This window comes from Mycolicibacterium canariasense (genome assembly GCF_002101555.1).
Lineage (GTDB): Bacteria > Actinomycetota > Actinomycetes > Mycobacteriales > Mycobacteriaceae > Mycobacterium > Mycobacterium canariasense.
Genome location: NZ_LQOL01000051.1, coordinates 19,669 through 37,092, shown reverse-complemented (window position 1 = coordinate 37,092; position 17,424 = coordinate 19,669). Strand labels below are relative to the sequence as shown.

Annotated in this window: 16 protein-coding genes and 5 pseudogenes; 10 read left to right on the top strand and 11 right to left on the bottom strand. The window is 64.0% G+C overall.

The window, feature by feature from the left end:
• Positions 1-4: 4 nt before the first annotated feature.
• From AWB94_RS15940 to AWB94_RS15920, 5 genes and pseudogenes are all read right to left on the bottom strand, one after another.
• Entirely contained in the window at positions 5-1,009 is a 1,005-nt protein-coding gene (locus AWB94_RS15940) for a glutathione S-transferase family protein (protein WP_023363479.1), read from the bottom strand.
• 232 nt (positions 1,010-1,241) lie between these two features.
• Entirely contained in the window at positions 1,242-2,690 is a 1,449-nt protein-coding gene (locus tag AWB94_RS15935) for an MCE family protein (protein WP_023363477.1), read from the bottom strand.
• Positions 2,691-2,692: 2 nt separating this feature from the next.
• Entirely contained in the window at positions 2,693-3,850 is a 1,158-nt protein-coding gene (locus tag AWB94_RS15930; RefSeq protein WP_079457956.1) for a virulence factor Mce family protein, read from the bottom strand.
• Positions 3,851-3,852: 2 nt separating this feature from the next.
• Positions 3,853-5,196, bottom strand: coding sequence for an MCE family protein (locus tag AWB94_RS15925; protein ID WP_023363473.1), 1,344 nt, complete (start codon positions 5,194-5,196; stop codon positions 3,853-3,855).
• Positions 5,186-5,770, bottom strand: a pseudogene (locus AWB94_RS15920) (mammalian cell entry protein); the annotation flags it as partial. The gene AWB94_RS15925 and the pseudogene AWB94_RS15920, both read right to left, overlap by 11 nt.
• A 70-nt stretch (positions 5,771-5,840) precedes the next feature.
• Here AWB94_RS15920 and AWB94_RS15915 point away from each other — a divergent pair.
• The 4 genes and pseudogenes from AWB94_RS15915 to AWB94_RS36430 form a co-directional block, all read left to right on the top strand.
• Positions 5,841-6,164, top strand: a pseudogene (locus tag AWB94_RS15915) (alpha/beta hydrolase-fold protein); the annotation flags it as partial.
• Positions 6,165-6,509: 345 nt separating this feature from the next.
• Positions 6,510-6,893, top strand: a pseudogene (locus AWB94_RS15910) (ATP-binding cassette domain-containing protein); the annotation flags it as partial.
• A 246-nt stretch (positions 6,894-7,139) separates the two neighbouring features.
• On the top strand, positions 7,140-7,892 hold the full coding sequence (locus tag AWB94_RS15905) for an SDR family NAD(P)-dependent oxidoreductase (protein ID WP_023363468.1): 753 nt from the start codon (positions 7,140-7,142) through the stop codon (positions 7,890-7,892).
• 63 nt (positions 7,893-7,955) lie between these two features.
• Positions 7,956-8,093, top strand: a pseudogene (locus AWB94_RS36430) (ATP-binding protein); the annotation flags it as partial.
• On the opposite strand, the gene AWB94_RS15895 reads toward AWB94_RS36430, so the two are convergent.
• The 4 genes from AWB94_RS15895 to AWB94_RS15880 all read right to left on the bottom strand — a co-directional run bounded on the left by AWB94_RS15895 (position 8,084) and on the right by AWB94_RS15880 (position 10,877).
• Positions 8,084-8,950 carry an enoyl-CoA hydratase/isomerase family protein gene (locus AWB94_RS15895; protein ID WP_023363464.1) on the bottom strand — a complete coding sequence of 289 codons (867 nt, stop codon included), beginning with the start codon at positions 8,948-8,950 and terminating at the stop codon, positions 8,084-8,086. The pseudogene AWB94_RS36430 and the gene AWB94_RS15895 overlap by 10 nt on opposite strands.
• A gap of 60 nt (positions 8,951-9,010) precedes the next feature.
• The gene (locus AWB94_RS15890) at positions 9,011-9,592 is read right to left on the bottom strand and encodes a peroxiredoxin-like family protein (RefSeq protein WP_023363462.1); all 582 of its coding nucleotides are present in this window, start codon (positions 9,590-9,592) and stop codon (positions 9,011-9,013) included.
• A gap of 255 nt (positions 9,593-9,847) precedes the next feature.
• Entirely contained in the window at positions 9,848-10,270 is a 423-nt protein-coding gene (locus AWB94_RS35145; protein ID WP_023363460.1) for a pyridoxamine 5'-phosphate oxidase family protein, read from the bottom strand.
• Positions 10,271-10,391: 121 nt separating this feature from the next.
• Positions 10,392-10,877 (bottom strand): peroxiredoxin family protein, encoded by a 486-nt coding sequence (locus AWB94_RS15880; protein ID WP_033718792.1) that lies wholly within the window; start codon positions 10,875-10,877, stop codon positions 10,392-10,394.
• A gap of 91 nt (positions 10,878-10,968) precedes the next feature.
• Here AWB94_RS15880 and AWB94_RS15875 point away from each other — a divergent pair, with 91 nt between their 5' ends.
• Complete coding sequence (locus tag AWB94_RS15875; protein WP_062657366.1) at positions 10,969-11,598, top strand: TetR/AcrR family transcriptional regulator; 630 nt, start codon at positions 10,969-10,971, stop codon at positions 11,596-11,598.
• A 155-nt stretch (positions 11,599-11,753) separates the two neighbouring features.
• On the opposite strand, the gene AWB94_RS36125 is transcribed toward AWB94_RS15875, so the two are convergent.
• Together AWB94_RS36125 and AWB94_RS36120 are read right to left on the bottom strand one after the other, a co-directional pair.
• Positions 11,754-12,077 carry an amidohydrolase family protein gene (locus AWB94_RS36125; RefSeq protein ID WP_023363454.1) on the bottom strand — a complete coding sequence of 108 codons (324 nt, stop codon included), beginning with the start codon at positions 12,075-12,077 and terminating at the stop codon, positions 11,754-11,756.
• Between the two features lie 11 nt (positions 12,078-12,088).
• Positions 12,089-12,436: pseudogene (locus tag AWB94_RS36120) on the bottom strand (amidohydrolase family protein); the annotation flags it as partial.
• 378 nt (positions 12,437-12,814) lie between these two features.
• On the opposite strand from AWB94_RS36120, the gene AWB94_RS15860 reads away from it, so the two are divergent.
• From AWB94_RS15860 to ssuD, 5 genes are all read left to right on the top strand, one after another.
• Positions 12,815-13,063: a hypothetical protein gene (locus AWB94_RS15860; protein ID WP_023363451.1), complete on the top strand. Its 249-nt coding sequence runs from the start codon at positions 12,815-12,817 to the stop codon at positions 13,061-13,063.
• A gap of 707 nt (positions 13,064-13,770) precedes the next feature.
• Positions 13,771-14,676 carry an ABC transporter substrate-binding protein gene (locus AWB94_RS15855; RefSeq protein WP_075362184.1) on the top strand — a complete coding sequence of 302 codons (906 nt, stop codon included), beginning with the start codon at positions 13,771-13,773 and terminating at the stop codon, positions 14,674-14,676.
• Positions 14,673-15,497: an ABC transporter permease gene (locus AWB94_RS15850; protein ID WP_023363448.1), complete on the top strand. Its 825-nt coding sequence runs from the start codon at positions 14,673-14,675 to the stop codon at positions 15,495-15,497. The genes AWB94_RS15855 and AWB94_RS15850 overlap by 4 nt, the downstream gene beginning before the upstream one ends.
• Before the next feature lies 1 nt (position 15,498).
• Complete coding sequence (locus AWB94_RS15845) at positions 15,499-16,338, top strand: ABC transporter ATP-binding protein (protein ID WP_063840604.1); 840 nt, start codon at positions 15,499-15,501, stop codon at positions 16,336-16,338.
• Positions 16,262-17,359: an FMNH2-dependent alkanesulfonate monooxygenase gene (gene ssuD / locus AWB94_RS15840; RefSeq protein WP_023363445.1), complete on the top strand. Its 1,098-nt coding sequence runs from the start codon at positions 16,262-16,264 to the stop codon at positions 17,357-17,359. The genes AWB94_RS15845 and ssuD overlap by 77 nt, the downstream gene beginning before the upstream one ends.
• Positions 17,360-17,424 lie beyond the last annotated feature (65 nt).

Genomic DNA, 17,424 nt, shown 5'->3' with positions numbered 1-17,424 from the left:
GACACTATCGGGCTTCGGGCCCGTCGGGCATGTGTTCCCCCTCGGGAGTCGACTCAGGTGGTGTGCCGTCTCCAAACGGCCTACCGCCTAACTCTTCCCGGCCGTGCGGCGTGAGCCAGTTTGACAGGTCAGGACCCTTCGGCACGACTTGTGTCGGATTGATATCCGTGTGCACGATGTAGTAGTGCTGCTTGGTCTGCACGAAGTCGATGGTGTCGCCAAAGCCCGGTGTCTGGAACAGATCCCGCGCGTAGGCCCACAGCGTCGGCATCTCTGTGAGTTTCGACCGATTGCATTTGAAGTGGCCGTGATATACGGAGTCAAATCGGGCCAGTGTGGTGAACAGCCGGATGTCTGCCTCGGTGATGGTGTCGCCTACGAGATAGCGTTGGGTCTGTAGGCGCTCAGAAAGCCAATCGAGTGCGCTGAATAATCGGTCGTAGGCTCTGTCGTATGCATCCTGTGAGCTCGCGAACCCGCATTGGTAGACGCCGTCGTTGACCTCGGTGTAGATGCGCTGAGCGACGTCGTCGATCTCGTCGCGCCGTCGCTCGGGATAGAGCTGGGGGGCGCCCTCGCGATGGAAATGGGTCCACTGCGTCGAGAAGTCCACGGTCATTTGGGCGAAGTCGTTGGTGACCACTGCGCCCGTCGGCGCGTCCACGATCGCGGGCACCGTGACTCCCTTCGGATAGTCCGGTATGCGCTTGTTGTATGCGTCGCGTAAGAAATGGATCTTCAGCACTGGGTCGAGGCCACCTGGGTCGAGGTCGAAGGTCCAGCTGCGTGTATCGTGCGTTGGTCCGCAAAAGCCAATAGACAGAACCTTTTCCAGGCCGAGCAGTCGTCGCACAATGATCGTGCGGTTGGCCCACGGACAGGCCCGCGCGACGATCAGGCGGTAGCGGCCTGGTTCGACGGGATAGCCGTCGCGGCCGTCAGCGGTGATGCGGCTGCTGATGTAGTTGGTGTCGCGATTGAATTCGCCGGCCGCGGCGACATAGCTCATGGTTTACTCGTCCTTTTCAAGGGGTTACCCGATCTGGAATCGTGTGGGATTGATGTGGCCGTAGGTTTAGACGAGGGGTGCCGGTCAGGGTTTCGACCTGCAATCGGTTAGCCACCTCCGGCGTCCAAAGAGCGTCTTCGACCGATTGGGTATTAATGCCCATCAACACATCTCACGTTTTTACCTAGAACATTGGTGTAGCTCGCATGCGCTGCGCTCCACGTCGGATCGATCAGTCACCACCGCGTGGGATGAGCAAGTCCTGCCACGCGCGCGGCCGCCCGTCCCGAGCGAGATCGGTCTGCGTGTACTGCTTACCGTCGGGCCCGGTGTACGTGCCGGTTGCGGGGTCATACTGGGCGACCGCGATGGGTGGCGGTGCGGGGGGACCGGCTGGTGGCGGCGTCCCCGGCGGCTGCTGGGGTACCGACTGGCCGGACAGCGTGGCATTCGGGTCGCCCTTCCAGTTGTAGCCGTCGTTGAGAGGCACATAGTCCTCGTCGCTCTCGCACAACTTGACGGTGGGTGCACGCTTGCCTGGGCGTGTGATGCATGGGGCGTTACGCGCACCGCGCACGTCCAACGCCGAGTCTTGCGGCACCCGGCAGTACATGTCGCCCGCCGGCCGTTCGGGATAGTCCACTTCGCTGGGCGAGCGTACCTGTTGAGCGGGGAGGAAACCGGTGGTGCACGGCGGAGGGAGGTTGGCGTTGAGGTTGAACGACAGGAACAGTCCCTTGTAGTCCTGCTTGGTATCGCGGTTGGCGAGTTGGGCCGCCTGGAGCATTTCGATGTCCTTGGGGAACAGGACAAGGATCTGTTCGAGACTGGGTTGGTAGGTGACTGCCACCTGTTCGAGGTTGACGAGGTTGGCCAGGACCACGGGCAGCGTGGGTTTGAGCCGGTCAATCAGCTGGCGTGCTTCGGTTGTTGCGGCAGGCCCTCTGTCCAGCACGCCTTTCAGCGCGGGATCCTGTTCTTGCAGTTGGCGGGTGACCTCAGCGACGTTGGCCGCCCAGGCCCGGATCGAGTCCGAGGAGTTGATCTGACTGTCCAGCACGGGCTTGGATTGATCGATCACGGTGGTCAGCGAGTCGAGGTTTGCGCGCGCATCGGCGGCAAGGGTAGTTGCCCCCTTGACGATGCGCGCCAGTTCTGGCCCTAATCCTCCTATCGCCGTGTAGGACTCGTCGATCACAGTCTTGAGATCGCCGTGGGGGATGGCTTGCAGTCCGGCGTTGGTCTGAGCCAGCAGGGTGTTGATATCGGGGGGCAGCGTTGCGTGGTCGGCAGGTATGACGTCACCGTCCTTGAGCTTGGGGCCGTCGCCGGAGCGGGGGACGAGCTCGATGAACAACTCGCCGACAGCTGTCTGACTGTGCACATTGGCGTCGACGTTGGCGGGAATCTTGGTGTCAGACTTCAATGACAGCACCGCGTCGACTCCGCCGCCGTTGAGCCGAACGTCCTCAACGCGGCCGACTTCAACCCCGCGGTAGGTGACGTTGCCGTCTTTGTACAGCCCCCCAGACGATGGCAGGTTCACCGTCACCTGGTAGTGGCCGATTCCGAACAGCGCCTTGGGCAGGTCGAGGTATCCGATGGCCATCGTGCCTCCGGCGACGACTGCGACGACGGAGAAGACCGACAGTTGGCGTCTGACCAGCTTGCTGAGATACACGGTTACGGTCCCTGGTTGTAGCGGTAGGGCGCCAGTAGGGGGTTACCGGCGCCGTTGGGCGGCGCACTGTTGGTGCACGGACTGGGCAGCTGGCCAATGGTTCGGCCCCACTGCATCTCCAGCCATGTCAGATCGCATTCCCATCTGGTTCCGGTGAAGATGGAGCTGTCGATCCGGCTCAGCGTCAGGTCGACGACCAGACTCACGTTGGCGTAGTCGCCGCGGAACCACTTGGTCAAGGTGGATTTCGGGAACGGGAACGTGGGTATCAGGTCCAACGCATGTGTCAGCGCCGGGCCGGCGTTGGCCAGTGATTCCAGCACCGGCCCAAGGTCTTTGAGTTCCTGGACCAACGGTGCTTTGGTCTTGTTGACCGAATCGGCAGCCAGCGCGCTGAATTTGCCCAACTGGTCGACCGCGTCGATGAGATTCTCCCGTTCTCGATTGACCACCGCCAGGGCGTCGGGGATTGTGTCAAGGCCCTTGTCGAGAACCGGCTTCTGCTCGGCGAATTGGCCCAGCAGGCGGTTGAGACTGTCGCTGGCCGCGATGATGTCGCCGGTTTGATCGTTGACCCGGGTGACGAATGTGTTCAACTGATCCATCAGGCTGCGGAGGTCTCCCTCCCGCCCGGATAACGCGGTGCTCAGCGCGGTGGTGATGTCCTGTACCTTGGCGATACCTCCGCCATTGAGCAGCAACGAGGCGGTCGCCAGTGTCTGCTCGGTCGATGGGTAGGCCTTTCCCGATGACAGCGGTATCAGCGAGCCCTGATGAAGCCTGCCCTCAGGCGCTTCGTCGGTCGGCGGCGCCAGCTCGATGTGCAGCGATCCCAGCAATGCCGTCTGGCCCAGTGTCACTGTCGAATTGGCGGGTAGCGTGACATCGCCGTTGAGCTTCATGGTCACCAGCGCGTGCCAATCCTGGCGCTCGATTTTGGTGACTGTGCCCACCGTGACGTCACCGACGCGCACGCGTGAATTGGGCTGGATGTTGTTCACATCAGGCATCTGCGCCTGGATGGTGTAAGCCCCGGGCCCACCGCCTTCGGTTCCGGGGAGTGGCAGGGAATTCAGCCCTCGCCACCCACAGCCTGCGACCGCGGTGGCCGCCAGGATGCACGTCAGGACAGCGGCCGGTATCCGTCGCCAGCTGCGCATCGTCATGACCCCGTCCCCGCAGGCAGCATCATTCCCGCCAGCCCGGCTGCCGGGTCGGTGGTCTGCGGCGCCGGCCCGCCGACTATGGCCGCCGCATCTGTGGGTGCTGCCTGTTCGGCGGCCAACGGGGGGCCGGGTGGGGCGGGCGGCGCAGCTGGAGCCGGTTGCGGCGGAACGTAATCCGGGCGCATCCAGTCCTCGCTGTAGGAGATCTCGTTCGGGCGTGCCGTGGCGCCGACGAACGGGTTGAAGCCAAGCGGCGGGAAGTTGTACTGGCGGTTTTTCACGATCGGCGCCAGGTACTGCACGCACAGCTTCGCCGACTGTTCGGCACCCAGGCGTGATGCCGCCTGAATGGCGCCGCACAGGAAATTGATGGGGTCGGCGAAGTTGTTGACCGCGGCGATGCCGGTGAGGCTGCCTTGTGCGGGCTGATAGAGGTTGGCGGCGTTGGCCGCCGTCGTCGGCAGGATATGCAGGAGCTGTTTGATGTCGTCCAGGCTCTCGTTCAGAGCAGTCGAAACCGATGCGAGTTTGTCGGAGGTGGTGCCCAGCGCTTCGCGGTTGTCTGCAACGAAACTGCTGACCTTGCCGACCACATCATTGAGGTCTTTGACGGCGCCGGCGACCTCGCCGGGCTCGTCCGCGAGCAGTCCGGTGACCGAAGCGAGGTTTCCGTTGAGGGTCTCGAGCAGTCCGGCGCTGTCCTTCAGCGCGGTCACCAGCGTTGCGATGTTCTTGACGCTGGTGAAGATGTCGCCGCTGTGATCGCCGAGCGCCGAAAGTGCCTGGGACAGTTTGATGACCGCGTCCCGGATCGCTGGGCCCTGACCGCGGAGATTGTCCGCGGCGGTGTGAACCAACGCTCCCAAGGTGCTGCTGCCGCCAGGCTCGGTGGGCTGCAACGCCTGGGTGAGGCGTTCAAGCTGAACGCGGACGTCGTCCCATTCCACCGGAACCGCGGTGCGCTCCTGGGGGATGACCGCGTCGTTCTGCAGGGTGGCGCCGCCGGTGTAGGGCGGGGTGAGTTGGACGGCACGTGCGGTCACCAACGTCGGCGATACGATCACGGCCTTGGCGTCGGCGGGAACCGCGTACTCGCTGTCCAGCCAGAAGCTGATTTTCACCCGGGTGGGTTCTGGCTCGATCTTGTCGATCTTGCCGACGTTGACACCACGGATGCGGACATCGTCACCGGGGAAGATGCCGTTGCTGTTGTCGAAATAGGCAACGACATGCGTGCGATTCGAAGCTCGAATGAATTGCACGACAACGTATCCCCCGACCACGACGAGGACGACCAGCGCCGCCGTCAGCGCTGCCTTGACTCTGCGGTTATTGATCATTGCCCGCCTCACTGGAGGCCGTCGGTTCGCCGGGTGCGGGTACGAACACCGGGCTTGGCGTCGGCGGCGTTGATGCGTTGGGATCGGGTACCTGCTTCGCCGGTGGACCGGGAGGTGGACCGCCAGGCGCAGGCGCGGGTGACGGCTCCCGGTAGGGATAGCAGCCGGGACCAGGTAGCGCAATTGCGGGCGGACCACATGCCTGGTCGCCGGGGTTTCCGGTGATCGCGTCGGGCAGCGTCATCCGCGGTTCGCCAGCCTGCCCGGTGCGCGGGTAGGGCGCCGGAAGAGCCGGGGTTCCCGGCTGACCCGTCTGCGGGTCGGTGCGTTGCGACGGCAGCAGGACGTTGGGGTCCAACCCGAGGTCGGAGAATGCGGAGTCGACAAATGGCTGAATGAATTGGCCTGGAATGAGATTGGCGATGTAGGCCTTGAAGAAGGGCCCCCCGGACAACACCTCGCCGAAACTCATCGCATAGGAGTTCAGTCCCTTGATCGACTGCTGGATCTCAGCTTTTCGGTTGTCCAGCGTCGCCAGTACGCCGTTGAGTTTGTCCAACGCGGGTTTGAGGGTCGCCCCCTCTCCCACCACATCCTCAGCACAAGTGACGAGAAACCCCTCCACCGTCATCACCTGACGAGACGTCCAACACCAGGCCATGTGGGGGGCCGCGCAGTTAGGTCGTTGGAAGTGGCATGACCCTGACGTGCACGTACCGCTGCTTGTCGACAATGACACCCGGTTGTGGGTCTACAGCCCATCCACTCTGACATGCAGTGATCCGGCGGCGATGATCGGCCATTGCGATCAGGCGCAGGGCTCGAATCGATCCTTTTATAACCACTACCGCAGCGCAGGCGGACGCAACGGGCACTTTGACATTGCCCAGGGTGGGCAACACGACTGGAACAGCTGGGCTCCCCAGCTGGCAGCCATGGCCCCCGACATGACCGCTACCATCCGATGACCATCGATCGCAACCGGGCGGCCCAAGTACTCCGGCGCGGACGAACTCCGGCCGCCACTACCGCAGGTGCGCTCGCCACGATTCTCACATGCGCGGCGCCGTCTACGGCACGCGCCGACACCGATAATCCGTGTTCGTTGGCGGCGACGTTCTTGTGCCAGTTCATACCAATCGTTCCGGAACTGGAGGACGACGTGGATCTGACTCAGGAAGAGCCACATATGCCGGTGGTCGTCCCCGGATCGGCGACACCATCGGCATCGCCGATGTGGCTCACGGGTGAGCACACAAGGCAACTGGTGGTAAGGCGGTTGAGGATAGGCGCCATGCACGAAGGGATGTCCGGTGGGTATTGATGTTTCGGTTGAGGGGTTGACGAAGTCGTTTGGGGCCCAGCGAATTTGGGAAGACGTCACGATGGAGATCCCCGCCGGTGAGGTCAGCGTCCTGCTGGGCTCGGGTACCGGTAAATCGGTGTACTTGAAGTCTTTGATCGGTCTGCTGCGCCCCGAGCGCGGCAAGATCATCGTCGACGGCACCAACATCATCGAGTGCTCGGCCAAGGAGCTCTACGACATCCGCACACTGTTCGGCGTCATGTTCCAGGACGGCGCGCTGTTCGGTTCGATGAGCCTGTATGACAACACCGCGTTCCCGTTGCGTGAGCACACCAAGAAGAAGGAAAGCGAGCTCCGCAACATCGTCATGGAGGAGCATGAACCACCAGGATCCTTCCCAACCCGGGGAACTCGATGTCGATCAGATATCTCGAGCCATGGACGCTCGACTTAATGCGTGATCCGTCGACGGTGCGGAATGGAGGAACCGATGGTCGGTTAGGCATGTGCCGACCCCTGGCGAGAACGTTGCGGTCACTGAATCATTCATCACCTCGTCGACCGCGCGGGTCGCGACCATGGGGTCAGCGCTTGGTCTGTTGTTGGACTTGCACTTTCGAAAGTATGGGAAAGTATTATGCCGAAATTCTCCGAGAAGACTGTGATCATCACGGGTGGCGCCGCGGGCATCGGTCTCGCCGCTGCTAAACTATACGCCGCCCAGGGGGCCAACGTTCTTATCACCGGCCGCCGACAGGACAGACTCGACGACATCGCACGCGATGACCGAGCCATCGTGGGGCTCGTCGCCGATGCTGGCGATGCTGACGACGTTTATCGGACCATCGATTTCGCGATGGCGCGGTGGGGGCGCCTAGACGTCATCGTGAACAACGCCGGAGCGGGCGTCCTCGCCGCGCTCGCCGACGTTTCGATCGAAGCAATATTCAACACATTCCGAATCAACGTGATCGGCCCTACTCTCATGGCTAAGGCGGCCCTTCCGCATCTGGCCCGATCACACGGCAGCATCATCAATGTGTCCAGTACATACGGGTCGAAACCTGCTGCTGGCTTGTCTCACTATGCGGCAAGTAAAGCCGCGGTCGAGCATCTCACGCGCTGCTGGGCGCTTGAACTGGCCTCCACAGGCATCCGGGTGAATGCGATCGCATCGGGGCCTGTCGAAACGGCATTTCTAAAGGAAAGGATGGGACTCAGCGAGGACGCGATAAAGGAAGTCAAAGCCCTGGAGACGGCAACCATTCCGCTGGGGCGGCGCGGCGTCCCCGACGACGTCGCAGCCTGGATCATCAAGCTGACCGATCCCGGTTCGGACTGGGTCACCGGTCAAGTTCTCGCCGTGGACGGCGGCCTCGCCGTCACATAGCTCCTCGTCACGGCTCCTTTTCGTACTCCACTATTGATTAAACCTTTGCACCCGAGTCCTATGACCGCGGCCCTGGCACGGCGAGTCGGTCGCGCTCGCTTCGAACAGCACAACACCTTCGAAGACTTCGACTTCACCCTCAGCCCCAAGCTGCCCGCCGCGATGCTCGATCTCCGCTGGGAGCTTACAGGTCACCGGGTTGGCAGTGTGCCCGGCGCGGCGCGGACGTCGTTGATGTAGTCGCCGAGTGTGAGCTCGAGTGGGCCGGGCTGTTGGAAGCCGTCTTTGAGTGCTTGGGCGATGATCGATGCGGCGGCGGGGCGCGCAAAGGCCCCGATGAGTGTGTCCATTTCGGAGAGCAGGGTCGCGTCGGCAGGTAGTGACGCGTTGTTCACGAACCGTTTGATGTCGGCGAGGGCGAGCAGGTCGAAGCGTGACACCCGATGTGCGAATGCGTCGACGAATGCGTCGAATTCGGCATCGGGGATGGCCCTGTTGACGTATCCGTAGCGCTCGGCCAGCTCACCGGTGAAATCGTGGCCGCCGAGGAGGATCTCCAGGGCCCGTCCGCGGCCGACTATCGTGGGTAGCCGGCTGGATGGACCACCGCCTGGGATGGCGGCGAAGCCGACTTCGAATTGTCCGAGGATCGCCCGTTCGCGGCTGGCGAAGCGGATGTCGGTGGCCAGCGCTAGCTCGCTGCCGGCGGCACGCGCTCGGCCGCGGATGGCGCTGATCGTCACGGCTGGCAATTTGCTGATCCGGATCAGCAGATTGGTCCAGTGATGAAACGGCGAGGGCGCGGTGGGCAGCGCCGTGAGTGGTGAGGGGTCGGCTGCGACGTCAACGTGGTTAAGGAAGAAGTCGGGGTTGGCGCTTTCGAACACGATGACGGCAACGTGGTGGTCTTGTTCGATTTCGGTGAGGAGTTGGTGAAGTTCGACGACCATCAGCGGGTCGACGAGGTTGATGGGCGGGTTGTCGAACGTGACCCGCCACAGTGCAGGGGTGGTGCGTGTGACGCTGAAGCGTGGCGAAGTGTCGGCTTGGGTGCTCATCGCGTTTCCTTGGGGTTGTGGGTGAAGTCCTGCGCGCCCGGTGGGCGTTGTTGATGGCGATCACTGTTGGCGTGCGGTGGCGAGTATTTCGTCCACCGTCCATTGGTCGTAGGCGTGGCTGCCGTACTTGGCGGCGAGGATTCGTCCATCGGGCCCGATGAGCAGATCGGCGGGCAGTCCGAGGTTGCCGTTGGTCGGTGAGGCGGGCAGTGGTGAGCGGCGTTTGGCGATCGCGGTCTTGATGGCGTGCCAGTATCCGCCGGGCAGCGCGCGCCAGGCCGCGAGTCTGAGGGCTTTTGTCGAGGCTTCCACCCCGAATCGGCGGTAGAGATCCTTGTCGGGGTCGCCGACCACCGCAAAGGGCATATCGTCTTGGTATTTGCGCAGCTCGGCGGCGGTGGAGTGGAACACCACCACTTCGCGGATGCCTGCGGTGTTGATCTCCTCGATTCGTCCGCTGATCGAGCGCAGGTGCAGATTGCATACCGGGCAGCCTGCGAAACGCCGGAACTGCAGGTGCGTTAGCGCGCCCGTGGGGTCGGGAATCTGTACGGGTTCGTCGTTGAGTCCCCTAAGCAGCAGGGTGGGGAACTGCTCGCCGACAGTGACGCGCTTGGATCGTGCTGGGGCCGTGCGGGCCATGATGATCTCCTTCTACTGATGGGCCGATGGTCAGGTCGGGCGAGCAGATGCCCACCGTCGACGATCAATTCGGTGCCGGCGGGCGTTCACTCGCCTCGTCGGCTCGTAGTGTGCCGGGCGGGGAGTTCGTTGGGGGGCCGGAGGGTCCACGCCCGCGTCGTCGTCGTCGACCACGTTCGGACCCGGCCCCTTTCCGCTAGGGCCACACCGCACTTCGATGTGTCTTGCCCCGATGTGTTGCTTTGGTTGCGGTGCTCATCCGGCTTCCGTTGGGTTGTGGGTGAAGTCCAGCGTGTGCTGGTTGGCGTTGTCGATCGCGATGACAAAGCACACGCGTCCGGGGCCGCGGCTCGGGAAGGCGGCGCCGGTGTATTTGATTGAGATCGGGTCCATGTAGTGGCAGGCGGCGTCGTCGCGGACTGCGATGACCCTGCCCTGCAGGGCGGCCATCCGGTAGGGGTTGTCGAACGCGGTGATCGACAGGCCGACGCGAGGGTCGCGGCGCATGTCCTTGGCCTTCGGGGCCTTGGCATGGGTGCAGATCAGGACGTTGTCGTCCTCGCGCGCGACCCACACCACCCAATTGCGGGGATGACCGCCGGCCGAAACTGTGGACAGGTGCGCGTAATTCGGTCCGTCAATAAGCACCCGGATGCTGGCCGGGATCGGGCTCGACATCCTCACCGCCCGCGCCGCTTGGCCGGGGAAGAGGCGGCGGGCACCAGGCGGCTCGGCTGCATGTGTTCCGTCGGGCTGGTCTGGCGGCACGGCAGCGGCCTGCAGCGGTGTGCGGCGTTGCTCATCGCGCGTCGGGGTGCTCGGACAGGTACCGGACGAAACCGATGACGTCGTCGGCAACCAGCCGCCCGATGGCCCCGCTCGAGTACACCGCGAGCCGCACCGTCCCATCAGGTGCCAGCACGAAGCCCGTCGATTGCAGATAACGGGGATGGTCGTTGACGTAGGCACCCGTCGCCGCAGCGATCGCGTCGGCGTCGGCGCTATGGCCAACCGGGAAACGCAGCTTGTGCTTGGCGACCAGCGCAGCCGAGGTCTGCTCATCATCCACCGACAAGGCGATCACCTTGACGTTGAGTTCACTGAGCGTGTCGAGCGCGCGGGAGAACCCGGCCAGCTGGGCATTGCAGTATGGGCACCACGACCCGCGGTAGATCAAGATGACGCCGTAGGACCCGGCGAGATCGCCGGGCAGGGAGATCGTGGCGCCGCCGACGGCGGGAACCTCGATCCGGGGAAACAGCTGACCATAATCGAGTCGGGACATCGGCATCCTTCCGAGGGGTTGGGTGGACTACTCGGTCCATCATGATGACATAGGAGTGGACTGGCAAGTCCAGTGTCGGTAGGCTGCGGTCATGGTGTCAACGGAGGGCCCTGCTGGTTCGCGGCTGACGGCTCGCGGCGCGGCGACTAGAGCCCGCATCGTCGCGGCGGCGGCGTCGCTGGTGCAGGAGCACGGGGTGGCCGGAACCAGCCTGGACGATGTCATGGCCGTCACCGCCACCAGCAAGTCGCAGCTGTATCACTACTTCGCCAACAAGGACGCGCTCATTCGCGAGGTGATCACCATCCAGCTCGGCGGCGTGATCGCCGCCCAGGAGCCCGACCTTCGCGAGGTCTCGTCGTGGGAGGGTCTGCAGCGCTGGTGTGATCACCTCGTTGCCATGACCCGCGCGAGGCAGGGTGTCGGCGGCTGCCCCCTTGGCTCGCTGGTCGGTGAACTCGCTGAGCGATCCGAGACTGCGCGACACGTGCTCGCGCAGTGCTTTGCCGAATGGGAATCGTATCTGTCCGCGGGCTTTGTGGCCATGCGCGACAACGGCGAACTGGCCGCCGAGGCCGACCCGGCCGAGCTCGCGTTGACAATGATGAGCGCGCTGCAAGGCGGTCTGCTGATGGCGCAGACCATGCGCAGCGCCCGCCCCGTCGAACTCGCCCTGAACATGGCGCTCGGGCACGTCAGTGCTTACCGGCGCAACCCATAGGCGCGACGGCGCTGATCAGCCAGCAGCCTGCGACTCAGTCGACGTCAGCTCGCCGGCAGGGCGGCCCCACCCGAGAGGCTGGTTCGGATCGGCAGCGACGCCACGGCCAACCCGACGCTGTTGTGCCGCGACCGTCTTGGATGGATAGGTGCGGCTCAACGGGCTGAGATCGCGAGGATGCGTTCGGCGTTGGCGTGGGCGATCTTTGCCCGGTCACCGGCACTGAGCGTTGTTCGCTGCAGCCGGGCGACGGCCTCTTGCGAGGACTCATACGGGTAGTCCACGGAAAACATGACAGCATCGGCGCCCACCTCCAGCACCGCCCCGGTCAGGGTCGCCGGCGAGAACACCCCGCTGGTGGTGAACACGATGTTGGTGCCGATGTAGGCCGATGGTGGTTGCTTGAGCGGTGTGCCGGGTTGGATGGTGCGGACACGCGAGTCGAGCCTGCTGCGCTGCAACGGCAAGAACGCGCCCATGTGGCCCAAGATCAGGGTGGCCGAAGGGATGGCGGTCGGAAAACTCCGGCGAAGAGTATCCGCAGGGCGTGGCCGCTGACCGCGGCGCCCCAACTCCCCGTCGGGCCATACAGTTCGCGCCGACCGTCCAGGGCATGCCACCGATCGGCCGGCGGGGCGCCCGGGTGCAGATACAGCGCTACGCCCAGCGCTTCCAAGGCGGCCCAAACCTCGTCGTACTCGGGTGCATCCAGGCAGTGTCCGCCCGGTCTGTGGATGCAGTCATTGACCAGCGCCCCGGACAACCCGAGCTGTCGCACGCAGCGTTCCAGCTCGACCGCCGCCCCGGCCGGGTCCTGCAGCGGCAAGGCCGCAAAACCGCGGAACCCAAGGGTGTAATTTCATCGTTTCGGCGCCGATTCCGTCTGAAGTCCTCACGCCCAACGGCTGTGTCGCCGCCGTGGTGGTGACTGCTGGGGCCGAAAGTACTGGCGCTCCTAAAATCCTTAGCGGTCGGGCGCGATGCGCTGATTGTGCCGTCGGCGCTGGCGAGTTGGCGGCGTGCACATTTTTGAACGAACAGCGGATGAGGTCGCACAGGGGGCTGGTGTCCAAGCGGGCGTAAGCATGTTTGGTCGCGGCCGACAGGCCGATCTTGCAGACAGCATGGCTTTTCGGCAGTCGAAGACGGCGACAGAGCGTCCGGGTTCGCAAACGGCGACGGCCAGCTGCAGGAGCGCGGCGCGAAGGACTTTAACGTGGTCGCCTATTCCCCCCTGCACGGGGCAACGCCGCGGCATCCCGATTCCGAGACCAATCTCCTTGTGCCGCTAGACCATACCGCGGCTGCCGCGAAGTCCAGTATCCACCGTGTCATCGGCGTCACCGTCACGATGTGCACGTCCGATTCGGATATCGAACTGGCACAGGCGTTCTGTTCACACCGCATCCCACTCGAAGCCACTGTGATGATGGTCAGCGGACGGCGGACGTTCGCGCTCAGCTGAAGGAGGCGGCGGTCGGGATTCCGATGCTGTCCTCGGTGTTGGCGCTTTTGTTGCTGTCGTTCGCCCGGCAAGCCAGGCCGGGCTGGCCGTGGTGGCGTGTCTGGGGGCGACTCGGTGAACGTCGATACCAGCCCGACTACTTCCGCTTCTCCGTAGGCCCGCGGTAAGACATTGTTCAAGCTTGCGGGAGGGGCGTCTGTGTTGCTTGTGGTGGCGAACCCCGCAGATTTCTAGGGCAGTGCAGGGCGGTGGACGAGGCCGGGTTTCGACTCGCGGTGATCATAACGGTGGCCGCTCGCAACAGGAACTGCAAACTTATTGTGCGGGCGCCACGGTTTGTTGTCGGGTGGGCGCATGGACTCTGACGATGCAGGAGAACATCGATACCCACCGCACTGCGACGTCCGCGTGGCCGGATCGTCTATCAGGTCATCGAGCGCTGTGCGGGACGGGAATGCGGTGCCAGCAGGCGCAGTTCATTGCGCAGACCCGATTGCGCAGACCCGTCTGCCTCGGAGGGTTGAAGTCCTTGGAGCCGGGCTTGTTGATCCGGTTCAGCGATACGAGTGCGCTACAGCTACGTAATGGATCCATAACCAGGAATATCTATCGTGCGACAGATTGGTAGCAAGGGAGTCTGCAGAATGTCGACGCTCCGAGTTCGCGGCGGCCGGCTAGCCCGGTTGGTCGGCCGCATTGGATTTGTTGTGGCACTCGTGCTCTTCGTAGGTGGCTGTGGCGGGGGCGGTGGTGCCCCGGATACAGTCCGGATTGGGACTTTCGCCAGCGCAGTCGATTACGCACCGTTCTATATCGCGCGCAAGCAACGGTTGTTCGAATCCGCCGTCGGCGCCGGCACGAAAGTCGACTACGTGGAATTCGACTCGGCGCCAGCCGTCACAGAAGCGTTGGCGACAAACCGGGTCGACATGGTCTTCATGGCCGAGCCGCCGGCTCTAATCGCCGCGGCGGCGGGAGTTCATTGCAGGATTGTGGCTCTGGGCGCGAGCCTGGTCCAGGACATCCTCGTACCGATCGACAGCAAGATCGCGAGCGCTGCCGATTTGGGCGGAGCGCGCGTCGGTGTGTTAGCGGGTACGTCGTCGCATTACGCCTTGATCAAGATCGCCAAGGATGCCGGCGTCGATCCCAAGTTAATTCAAGTGATCGATATGGCCCCGCCGGACGCGAAGGCGGCGTTCGAATCAGGTCACCTGGATGCGTGGGCGGTGTGGCCGCCGTTCGTGCAGCAGCAGCTTGTCCAGAAGACCGCCAGGCTGCTACCGGCAGGCGATGCTGCGATCCAGTCCATCGCGGTTGCACGGCCCGGGCTGGCCGAAGATGCACTGGCCGTTTACTCCGCTTTGGTCGCTGCCATCGGCAAAGCAAAGGAGTTCATCCGCGCATCACCGGCAGAAGCGAAATCGATTGTGGCCACTGAAGTTCGGGTCGATCCGGAGGTGGTCGAATTGGCCTGGCCGCGCCACGACTTCACCGCCACGCTGACTCAGGAGGTCATTGCCGACATCCAGGCGAAGGCCGATTTCCTGGCCGATGCTGGCTTCATTCAGCAGAAGGTCGATGTCAAGGACCTGGTCGGACCTCCGCGATGACGATGATGGTGACTGCGCCCGTGGCGACAAATGCGCCCCGTCGACGCCGGCGGTTCTTCGATCGTCTGACAAGCTGCGTACTTGCGCTGGCCGTACCGATCGGACTGGTCGTGGCATGGCACGTCGCGGTGGTCAGCGGCGTCCTGCCGCACACGCTCGTTGCTGGACCGCTCGACTCACTCGAAGCGTTCGTCAGGCTGGCGATGGATGGAACGCTGATCGAGCACGCGTGGGTCAGTGTGCGCCGCATAGCGATTGGCTTTGCCATCGGCAGCACGGTCGGCATTCTGGCAGGGGCGGTGATCGGCACCAGCCCGTTGGCAGCCAAAATCCTGGAGCCCACCGCCTTGACGTTGATTCCGGTCCCGGCGGTGGCGTGGATTCCGGTGCTGGTCATCGTGTTTGGCATCGGAGAGCTCTCAAAGGTGACCTTGGTGGCGATCGGGTCCGCCACCACGCTGATCCTGGCGACCGCTGCGGGGATTCGTTCTGCCTCGCAAGATCTCGTGGAGGTCGCGCAGCTCTACGAGAAGTCGCGCTGGACAGTGCTGCGGACGGTGTTGCTGCCGTCGGCGGCTCCGTCGATTGTCGCATCGGCGCGCGTTGCGATGGCGCTGTCGTGGACACTGTTGGTCGCGGCGGAGGTCATCGCGTCGGCTAACGGGTTGGGATGGCTCATCTGGGATTCGCGCAACTTCGCACGGCCCGCTGCCATGATCGCCGGAATGCTCGCAATCGGCATTCTCGGAAAGGCCACCGATGGGCTTCTCGCCCGCTTCGGCCGCTACCTCACCCGCTGGGACCGCTCCTACCGTGGCTGACGTGAATGGCGCGGAGGTGCCGGCCCTGCAAGTACGAATTCGCGAGAAACGGGTCACGGTCGGCAAGCGTCCCCTGGATGTGCTGAGCGAGGTCAACTTCGACGTCCGCCGTCAAGAGGTTGTCGGCATCGTGGGTGGCAGCGGAGCTGGCAAGACGTCGCTGCTGCGCGCGATCGCGGGCCTTGACACCACGTTCGTTGGCGAAATCCGGGCCTTCGGTCGACTCGTTCGGGGACCCGGCCGGGACCGGGGCCTGGTCTTCCAGGAGCACCGACTGATGCCGTGGATGTCGTTGTCTGACAACGTCGCCTACGCGCTGCCGTTCCGGAGACCGGCCGCCCAAATCGAAAAGCAAGTCGTCCATGCGCTCGACCTGGTCGGGCTGGCCGGTTTCGGCAAGGCGTGGCCGAATCAGCTTTCCGGCGGCATGGCGCAGCGAGCCTCCTTGGCCCGCGCCTTGGTCACCACTCCCGAGATCCTGCTGCTCGACGAGCCGCTGGGCGCGCTGGACAGCCTGCTGCGCAGTCAAATGCAAACCGAACTCGAGCGGATCATCCTCGACGAGGCGCTCACCGCGATCCTGGTGACCCACGACGTCGACGAGGCCGTGCTACTGGCAGACCGGGTGATTGTGATGGCTGGTCCACCCGGACGGATCATCGCCGACATGGCGCACCCCCAGCCCCGCCCGCGGGACGTGGCGGACCCAGCACTTCAGGCCCTCCGCGCCCAGATCCTCACTGTTTTGCATCAAGGAGGCAGGAATGGACATCTACTGGTACATCCCCACCCACACCGACGGCCCACACCTGTCGACGATGCACCGGGCGCGGGCGGCTAACCTGCGTTACATCACCCAAATCGCGCAGGCCGCAGACGATCTGGGCTATGTCGGAGTGCTGGTCCCGACGGGCTCGGTGTGTGAAGACGCATGGATCACCGCGTCGTTTCTGGCACCCGAGACCACGAGCCTGCGATTCATCGTCGCTGTCAGGCCCGGGCAGTCGACCCCGTCGATGACGGCTCGAATGGCCTCGGCCTTCGACCGCTACAGCAGGGGTCGGCTCACCGTCAACGTGGTCTGTGGAGGCGATCCGGTCGAACTGGCCGGCGACGGTGTCTTCCTGTCGCATGGCCAACGCTATGAGCAGGCCGACGAGTACATCCAGGCGTGGACCGACCTGCTGCAGGGCAAGACCGTGGACATGAACGGCCGATATGTCCGCATCGAAGGGGGGCAGCTTCACTACCTTCCCCTGCAGGAGCCGCACCCTCCGCTGATGTGCGGCGCCTCCTCTGGCGCTGGGCAAGCGTTCGCCGCGAAATGGATCGACACCGTGCTGACGTGGGGCGAACCACCGGAGCAGGTGCAGCCGAAACTCGACGAGATGCGGGCCAAGGCACACGCTGCCGGGCGACGAGTCACCTTCGGCATCCGGCTACACACCATTGTGCGGGAAACGAGCAGAGAAGCGTGGGCGGCCGCCGATGACTTGATCCGCTACGTGCGCGACGAGGACGTCGCCGCCTCCCAGGCGGCGCTGGCCCGCTCTGAGTCGGAAGGCCAACGCCGCATGGTGGCCCTGCACCGTGGCTCGAGGGAGCACCTCGAGGTGAGCCCCAACCTCTGGGCAGGCGTCGGTCTGGTCACCGGCGGGGCCGGCACCGCGCTGGTGGGCAGTGTCGAGGAGGTCCGTGACCGGATCATGGAGTACCACGACATCGGCATCGACACGTTCATCCTCTCCGGGTATCCGCACCTCGAGGAGTGCTACCGGGTCGCTGAGACGCTGTTCCCGCAGCTGCCCTTCGAACCGAAGGTGAACAGCCTACAGCCGAAGGTGATCCCCGGCGGCTGGTGATCGACTGTCAGGACAAGGTGTTGGCCTCGCTGACCACAGCGGCGCCCGCCAGGTTGACCGGAAAT

What these genes read in the sequence shown, in the direction of transcription:
- AWB94_RS15940 (WP_023363479.1), bottom strand. Translation starts at nt 1,009, where the DNA reads ATGAGCTATGTCGCCGCGGCCGGCGAATTCAATCGCGACACCAACTAC.
- AWB94_RS15930 (WP_079457956.1), bottom strand. Translation starts at nt 3,850, where the DNA reads ATGCGCAGCTGGCGACGGATACCGGCCGCTGTCCTGACGTGCATCCTG.
- AWB94_RS15925 (WP_023363473.1), bottom strand. Translation starts at nt 5,196, where the DNA reads ATGATCAATAACCGCAGAGTCAAGGCAGCGCTGACGGCGGCGCTGGTC.
- AWB94_RS15905 (WP_023363468.1), top strand. Translation starts at nt 7,140, where the DNA reads ATGCCGAAATTCTCCGAGAAGACTGTGATCATCACGGGTGGCGCCGCG.
- AWB94_RS15895 (WP_023363464.1), bottom strand. Translation starts at nt 8,950, where the DNA reads ATGAGCACCCAAGCCGACACTTCGCCACGCTTCAGCGTCACACGCACC.
- AWB94_RS15890 (WP_023363462.1), bottom strand. Translation starts at nt 9,592, where the DNA reads ATGGCCCGCACGGCCCCAGCACGATCCAAGCGCGTCACTGTCGGCGAG.
- AWB94_RS35145 (WP_023363460.1), bottom strand. Translation starts at nt 10,270, where the DNA reads ATGTCGAGCCCGATCCCGGCCAGCATCCGGGTGCTTATTGACGGACCG.
- AWB94_RS15880 (WP_033718792.1), bottom strand. Translation starts at nt 10,877, where the DNA reads ATGTCCCGACTCGATTATGGTCAGCTGTTTCCCCGGATCGAGGTTCCC.
- AWB94_RS15875 (WP_062657366.1), top strand. Translation starts at nt 10,969, where the DNA reads ATGGTGTCAACGGAGGGCCCTGCTGGTTCGCGGCTGACGGCTCGCGGC.
- AWB94_RS36125 (WP_023363454.1), bottom strand. Translation starts at nt 12,077, where the DNA reads ATGGGCGCGTTCTTGCCGTTGCAGCGCAGCAGGCTCGACTCGCGTGTC.
- AWB94_RS15850 (WP_023363448.1), top strand. Translation starts at nt 14,673, where the DNA reads ATGACGATGATGGTGACTGCGCCCGTGGCGACAAATGCGCCCCGTCGA.
- ssuD (WP_023363445.1), top strand. Translation starts at nt 16,262, where the DNA reads ATGGACATCTACTGGTACATCCCCACCCACACCGACGGCCCACACCTG.